This is a genomic window from Corallococcus llansteffanensis (assembly GCF_003612055.1).
GTDB lineage: Bacteria > Myxococcota > Myxococcia > Myxococcales > Myxococcaceae > Corallococcus > Corallococcus llansteffanensis.
In genome coordinates, this window is the sequence record NZ_RAWB01000536.1 from 1 (window position 1) to 6,823 (window position 6,823).

Sequence of the window (6,823 nt, forward strand, 5' to 3'; positions counted from 1 at the left end):
CGGGGGGAGGGGTCTTCTCCTCGCGCACCTGGGCCAGCTCCTGGGCGACCGCGTAGAAGCCGCACGTCTGGCGCTGGGCCGCGAGCGACGGCGCCACGCCGCGCAGGATGTCCACCACCGCGAAGGGTCCCAGCGGAGACGTCTCGGGTTCACCGTCCGTGAGGGCGCGGACCCGGAAGTCCTCCTCCTCGGTGAGGAGCGCGAGCGCCTCACGCACCTCTTGAGCGGGGGCGGGGGCCTTCGCGCGTCGGCAGAAGTCCGACACCGCCACGGCCACCGGCGTGGGTACGTCGTCAGGCTGCCGTCTTCTCTGCCAGGGACTGATCATGGAAAGGTTCGGAAAAATGCTCGTTTACGAGGGCGGATGCCTCTATCTTCGCCGCCAGACAGGTGTCAATGAGCCAGTCCGACCCCAATGTAAACAGCCCACGCGCGGCGCAAGTCGAAGGTCGTGGTAGTCAGGGGAGCGGGCGCATCCTGAACACGGCAGGCGAAATTGGCTTGCGGGGGCGGGCATCCCAGCCTCAACACATGTGGTGCTCCAGAGATTGCAGATGACGACCCATAGCCACGCCCACCATTCCCACGAAGAGAAGGACAAGGATGACGTGCTGGCCCGGTACATGGCCCAGCACGGCCTGAAGAGCACGCGCCAGCGCAGCCTCATCATCGACACGTTCTTCGCCGTGGGCGGACACCTGTCCGTGGAGGAGCTGTGGAACAAGGTGCGTGAACAGGACACCAAGGTGTCGGTGGCCACCGTCTACCGGACGATGAAGCTGCTCAACGAGTGTGGGCTGGCGCACGCCCGCAACTTCGGCGACGGGCAGACGCGCTACGAGGCGGCGGCGGGGCGCGAGCACCACGACCACCTCATCTGCACGAGCTGCGGCACCATCGTGGAGTTCGAGAACGACCGCATCGAGACGCTCCAGGACGCGGTGGCGCGCAAGCATGGCTTCACGGTGACGTCGCACAAGATGGAGCTGTACGGCCTGTGCCGCGAGTGCCAGCTGCGGGGCGGCCCCCCGACGACGGAGGCGTGAGCCCGGTGCGGTGGCGCGCGCTGGTGGCTGCCGTGGCGGTGGGCGTGCTGTCCCTGTCCGGGTGTCACCGGGGCGGGCCGGTGGACGCGGGCCCCGCGTTCCTCCGGGCGCTGACGCTGCCGTCGGTGGGCCCCACCCGCTACGACCCGCGCCAGCTCTCCGGCCGCGTGGTGCTGGTGTCCTTCCTGGCCACGTGGTGCTTCCCGTGCCTGGCGGACCTGCCCACCTTGGAGAACCTCCAGAAGACGTACGGTCCCCAGGGCTTCCAGGTGGTGGCGGTGGGCATGGACCTGGACGAGGGCCGGGTGCTGGCGCCATTCGCGGACCACTACGCCTTTCCGTACCCGGTGCTGGTGTCGGATGAGCGGATGCGCGCGGGGGAGAGCGCCTTCGGCCGCATCCGCGCGCTGCCCAGCACGGTGCTCCTGGACAAGCGCGGTCGCGCGGTGGCCGGGTGGCAGGGCGTGGAGGGCCAGGCGGACGTGGCGAAGGCGATTGAAAAGCTGCTGAAGGAGGACTGAGTTTCCGCGGCCGTCCGCCGGGGCTTCCCCGGTGCTACAGGGCTGGAGCGGAATTCTTGCGGGCAGGGGGGCCGCTGGTACCTTCGCCGGCGTTCATGACGCCTCGGCGAAAGCTCTTGATGGTGGCGGCAGTGGTGGCGGTGGCCTTGAGCCTGGCCTCGGTGGCGGACGCCAAGGGCTTCCGTCGTTACCTGCGCCTGCGGCAGGACGTGGAGGTGCTCGATGAGCGCAACCGCGCGCTGGCCGCGCAGAACGACGTGCTCCGCAAGGAGATCGCCGCGCTCCGCAAGGATCCGGCGACGCTGGAGCAGTCCGTGCGTGAGGAGCTCGGCTACGTGAAGCCGGGCGAAATCGTCATCCACCTGGAGTCGCCATGACCTCGCTGTCCTCGGTGCCCTCTCCGGCGAAGCTCGTGCGCGCGTTCTTCCGCGCCATTCCCGCGGCCGTGGCCCTGGCGACGTTCGTGCACCTGGCGCGCGGGGGCTTCCGGGGCCTGCACACGCTGGGGTGGACGGAAGCGGCGCTGGTGGTGGGGCTGCTGGTCGGCATCGGGATGGCGGCGTGGCGCCGGGCGATGCGCTCCTCGGTGGGCGCCATCATCGACCTGCGAGACGACCTGGAGCTGGGCGGCGGGCTCATCTCCGCGGCGTTCATCGTGGTGGCGATTGGCGGCGGGGAGCTGTTCCCCATCGTCTACCTGCTGATGGCGTTCCTGGTGGCGTTCCTGCCGCGCAATGCGGGCATGACGCTGCTGGGCGTGGCGTTGGTGTACGACGGGCTCGTCACGCTGGGCGGGCCGGTGGTGAACCTCACCGGCTTCCTGACGCACACGATGTTCCTGGCGCTGTTCGCGGGGCTGTACCACCTGGTGCTGTCCGCGCGGATGGCGGTGGCGAAGCGGGCGGAGACGGACGCGGTGCAGAAGCGCATCCGCGAGGTGGAGGAGCGCGCGCGCACCTTCCGGCTGGTGAGCTCCGGGACGCAGGACAGCTTCAGCGGGATGAGCTCCGACGAGAAGTGGCTCGTCGCGTCGGTGAAGGAGATTGAAGGCGCGGTGCACGCGGCGCTGGAGATCGCGGAGACGGGGCTGCGCACGGACACCTGCGCGGCGTTCCTGCTGACGTCGGATGACCGGAGCCTGAAGCTGTACGACTGCCGCTCGCCCACGGAGCGGGTGCAGCGCGAGAAGTTCAACGCGGGCGAGGGCATCATCGGCGGGGTGTTGAAGCGCCGCGCGCCGGTGCGGATGAACTCGCCGCAGGGGCTGAAGGGCGTCACGTACTACGAGAGCGGCGGTCCCACGGTGCAAGCGCTGCTGGCGGTGCCCATCCTGGAGGGCAGCGGGCTGGTGCGCGGCGTGCTGGTGGCGGACAAGCTGAAGAACGAGCCGTTCACGGACCAGGACGAGAAGCTGCTGACGACCATCGCCGGTGAGGTGCTGCGCTCCATCGAGGTGGAGCGGGTGATGAGCTACATCCGCAAGACGCGCGACGAGAAGGACCGGTTCTTCCGGGCCATCGAGGAGCTGAACCGCGCGGGCAGTCCGGACCAGGTGTTCGTGGCGGTGCTGGAGTCGACGCGGCAGCTGGCCGGGTTGGACTTCTGCGCGGTGACGCTGGTGTCGGAGCAGGAGGGCAAGCGGGTGCACCGCGTGGTGCGGATGACGGGCGTGACGGCGCAGGGCAAGGCGCTGGAGGGCCGCACGTTCCCGGACAACAATGGCCTGGTGGCGAACGTGGTGCGCTACGGGGCACCGTTGCCGGGGCGGGACATCAAGGCGATGGACCGGCAGGTCATCTTCGATGAGGAGACGCAGGTGCGCGGCCTGGGCGCGCTGAAGATCTTCCCGCTGGTGGCGGGGGACCGCATCCTGGGCACGCTCGTCGCGGGGTCGCGCAAGAAGGCGGCGTTCGAGCAGGACGTGCTGCGGATGATCGAAGTCATCGCCATCCAGGCGGCGCAGGCGGTGTTGCGCGCGCAGCTCTACGAGCAGATGGAGAAGATGGCGACGACGGACGGCCTCACGGGGCTGCTCAACCACCGCACGTTCCAGTCGCGAGCGGACGAGATTCTCGCGCAGGCGCGCCGGTACAACCGCAAGTGCTCCATCGTGTTGACGGACGTGGACCACTTCAAGAACGTGAACGACACGTACGGGCACCCGACGGGTGACCAGGTGCTCAAGGGCGTGGCGCGCATCATCAAGACGCTGGCGCGGGACACGGACGTGGTGGCGCGCTACGGCGGCGAGGAGTTCGTGATGGTGATGCCGGAGACGGACGCGCACGGCGCGAAGGTCATCGCCGAGCGGATCCGCGAGGCGGTGATGGCGGAGGTGTTCCAGACGGAGATGGGCCCCCTGCGCATCACGATGTCGCTGGGCATCTCGACGTTCCCGGACAACGGGCAGGAGAAGCAGCAGCTCATCGACCTGTCGGACCAGTGCCTGTACCACTCGAAGCGCAATGGCCGGAACCAGGCCGTGACGGTGGCGCAGATGCAGGGCGGCCGGAAGCTCCAGGCGGTCGCGGAGTAGGGCGGCGGTATCGATGCCGCCGATTCCCCTCGCCGTCACCACCAGCACGAAGACGGATGTGCCCACGGTGCGCGAGGCGCGGGCCGTGGCGCAGCGGTGGGGCCTTCCGTTCCTGCCACGCCGCTCCAGCGAGGGCATTGCCCCGTGGCTCGGCACGAAGGTGGACGCGCTGCTCGTCGTGGGTGGCGATGGCGTGACGCTGTGGGAGCCCGAGGGCTCGTTCGCCTTCCACGCGGGCATGGCACACCTGCGGCGCATGCGGCTGCGACAAGGCCAGCGCGACGACACGTTCCTCAAGCTCGCGGAGATTGTTCCCGGAGATGCTGTGCTCGACTGCACGCTGGGACTTGGTCAGGACGCGCTGGTGGCGTCGCTCGCCGTGGGGCCGCAGGGCAGGGTGGTGGGCCTGGAGAAGAGCCTGCCCCTGTGCGTCGTCGCCGCGGAGGGACTCCGGCGCTATGAGCGGGGCGCGGACTCCTGCGCCATCGAGGTCCACCATGCGGACGCACACGCGTACCTGAAGACCCTGCCCGCGAAGTCTTTCGATGTCGTCTTCTTCGACCCGATGTTCGCCAAGCCGAAGAAGGCCCAGCCCGCATTCGACGTCCTGCGCCGCTTCGCGGAGCACGCGCCCCTTACTCCCGAAGCGCTGGAGGAGGGGAGGCGCGTCGCCCGCCGGTGGGTCGTCGTGAAGGGCGCCCGACACACCGACGACCTGCGCAAGCTGGGCATCGAACCCGCGCCCACGTCGCGATTCAGTGACGTCATCTGGGGCCGACTGCCCGCGACCCCATAGGCCCCACCGCCTGCTCTACTGATCCGAACCCTTCGGCGGTCCTTCGCTCCCCAGCGGAGACATCTTGCTCGACAGCGCACCGGCCTGCTCGTGCGCCATCAAGTCCCGCGGCGAGCGGTAGTACTGCATCGGCGAGTGGTGCAGGAAGTTCGACACGCGGCTCGTGTACAGGCACGCGTACTGCTCCACCTGGTAGCCGAAGCGGCTGTTCTCGTTGCCTTCCTTGAACAGCAGGCCCCAGTACGGATTGAAGCCCTCCTCCACGTCCTGCTCCAGCGTGTCCGCGATGCCGTTCGTCGCCTTCAACGACTTGCGCAGCTTCTCCAGCTCCGCCTTCGTCTTCTTGCGCAGCTCCTCCGCCTCCAGCCGCTCCGCCTCCGGCAGCTCCCCGCGCTCCAGCCTGCGCTCCAGTGAGTTCAACACCGTCTTGCGGTGGTTTACCTCGTCGTCCAGCCGCGCGCGCGTCAGCTCCACCTCCGACAGCGTGTCGATGTCCGTGCGCCGCTGGTCCGTGTAGGTGATCTCGTCCTCGATCTCCTGCACCACCATGCACGTGCGCCACAGCGACGACTTCTTCGACTTCAGGATGTCGCCGTAGATGTGGTCGCCCACGTAGAGGATGTGCTCGCCCCGGTAGCCCGTCATCTCCTCGAACTGGGCCAGGTTGCCGCCGGAGTACACCGTGCCGCGCTCCAGCGACTTCGCCTCGCCCACGACCTTGCCTTCCTCCGTCGTCGAGTCCAGCTCCAGGAACGGTCGGCTCTCCGTGAAGAACGCCGGCTTGCCCGCCGCCGTCACCGTGAAGTCGAAGTAGTTGCGCCAGCTCGGGTACTCCGGAAGCTGCCCGTCCAGGAGGTAGCGCATCACCGCGTTCGTGTAGTCCCACGCGGAGTTCGTCAGCAGGAACAGCCGCTTCCCACCCGAGCGCAGCTTGTGCAACGCCGGCCCCAGCTCCGGATCCAGGAACACGTAGCGCGCCAGGTCCTTGCGGATCTCCCGCTTGAGCGAGTTGTCCCGGTGCACCGTGTCGATGGCCTCCCGGATGTCGTCGTAGAGCTTGCCGTAGTTCACGGTGTGCCCCATCGACTCCATCAGCTCGATGATGCCGGAGAACAGGCACGTCTCCGGCAACGCGAAGAGGGTGTCGTTCCATGCGAACTGCGGGTTGCGCAGCCGCACCCGCTTGTTGCGGTACAGCTCCTTCCACGCCTCGCGCTTGAGCGGCCGCAGGCCGTGGTACGCGCGCCCCACGTGCCCGAAGCGATCCATCTTCAGGACGTTGCCGTTCACCCGGTCCACCGCCAGCCCGCGCATCACGAAGTGGTGGTCGTAGATCAGCCCGCCCACGAACGGCGGATAGTGGTACTCGCTGATCAGCTTCGCGATCGTCATGTCGAACGACAGCTGCTCCAGCCGGCGCATGTGGTAGATGGCCAGCGTGTAGTCCATGTCGAACCCGATGAGCTCGACATGGTCCATGCGCAGGTTGCGGTTGACGAACACCTCCCTCGCGCGCGGCACCTGGGTCGTGGGCGGGCGCGGCGTGCTGAGCAAGCGGCCGAGGACCTCGTCGGTGAGCAGCTCCCGGGCCCGCTGCGAGGCATCGGCGGCGCGCTCCCGGTGGATGGAGGAACGGAAGCTCCCGTGCAGCGGATCCACGGAGGGTCCGCCCGGGATGGGCTTGGCAGGAGAGAGAATGGGCGACACGGGACCGCAAGACATAACACGCGGGGCCCCCTGCCGCCGCGTCCTTGCGGGCTTCCCACGGGGCTGGCACGCTCTGCCCCTGATGCGCTCCCCACGTCCATCCCCGGCCTCCGCCGAGGACCTCCACGCGCGCCTGTCCGCACGGATCGCCGCGCTGGAGGACCGGGTGCGCCGCCTGGAAGCCCGCCTGCTCCTGGAGGCACGCAAGCCTCCCCCC

Annotated in this window: 6 protein-coding genes and 1 pseudogene; 5 read left to right on the forward strand and 2 right to left on the reverse strand. The window is 68.7% G+C overall.

The annotated features are described in order from the left end of the window. A pseudogene (locus D7V93_RS34290) lies at nucleotides 1-328 on the reverse strand (hypothetical protein); the annotation flags it as partial. Between the two features lie 226 nt (nucleotides 329-554). Between D7V93_RS34290 and D7V93_RS34295 the strand changes: the two are divergent. From D7V93_RS34295 to D7V93_RS34315, 5 genes are all read left to right on the forward strand, one after another. Next, complete coding sequence (locus D7V93_RS34295) at nucleotides 555-1,046, forward strand: Fur family transcriptional regulator (RefSeq protein WP_208719532.1); 492 nt, start codon at nucleotides 555-557, stop codon at nucleotides 1,044-1,046. Next, complete coding sequence (locus D7V93_RS34300; protein ID WP_120647386.1) at nucleotides 1,043-1,567, forward strand: TlpA family protein disulfide reductase; 525 nt, start codon at nucleotides 1,043-1,045, stop codon at nucleotides 1,565-1,567. Before D7V93_RS34295 ends, D7V93_RS34300 begins: the two co-directional genes overlap by 4 nt. Nucleotides 1,568-1,662: 95 nt before the next feature. Then, a complete protein-coding gene (locus D7V93_RS34305; protein ID WP_120615359.1) occupies nucleotides 1,663-1,944 on the forward strand; it encodes an FtsB family cell division protein in 282 nt (93 codons plus the stop codon). Then, on the forward strand, nucleotides 1,941-4,103 hold the full coding sequence (locus D7V93_RS34310) for a sensor domain-containing diguanylate cyclase (RefSeq protein WP_120647387.1): 2,163 nt from the start codon (nucleotides 1,941-1,943) through the stop codon (nucleotides 4,101-4,103). Before D7V93_RS34305 ends, D7V93_RS34310 begins: the two co-directional genes overlap by 4 nt. A gap of 13 nt (nucleotides 4,104-4,116) precedes the next feature. Further along, nucleotides 4,117-4,899, forward strand: coding sequence for a class I SAM-dependent methyltransferase (locus D7V93_RS34315; protein ID WP_120647388.1), 783 nt, complete (start codon nucleotides 4,117-4,119; stop codon nucleotides 4,897-4,899). Nucleotides 4,900-4,914: 15 nt separating this feature from the next. Here the strand turns inward: D7V93_RS34315 and D7V93_RS34320 are convergent, their stop codons facing one another. Further along, on the reverse strand, nucleotides 4,915-6,621 hold the full coding sequence (locus D7V93_RS34320) for an HAD-IG family 5'-nucleotidase (protein ID WP_120647389.1): 1,707 nt from the start codon (nucleotides 6,619-6,621) through the stop codon (nucleotides 4,915-4,917). Nucleotides 6,622-6,823: the final 202 nt, after the last annotated feature.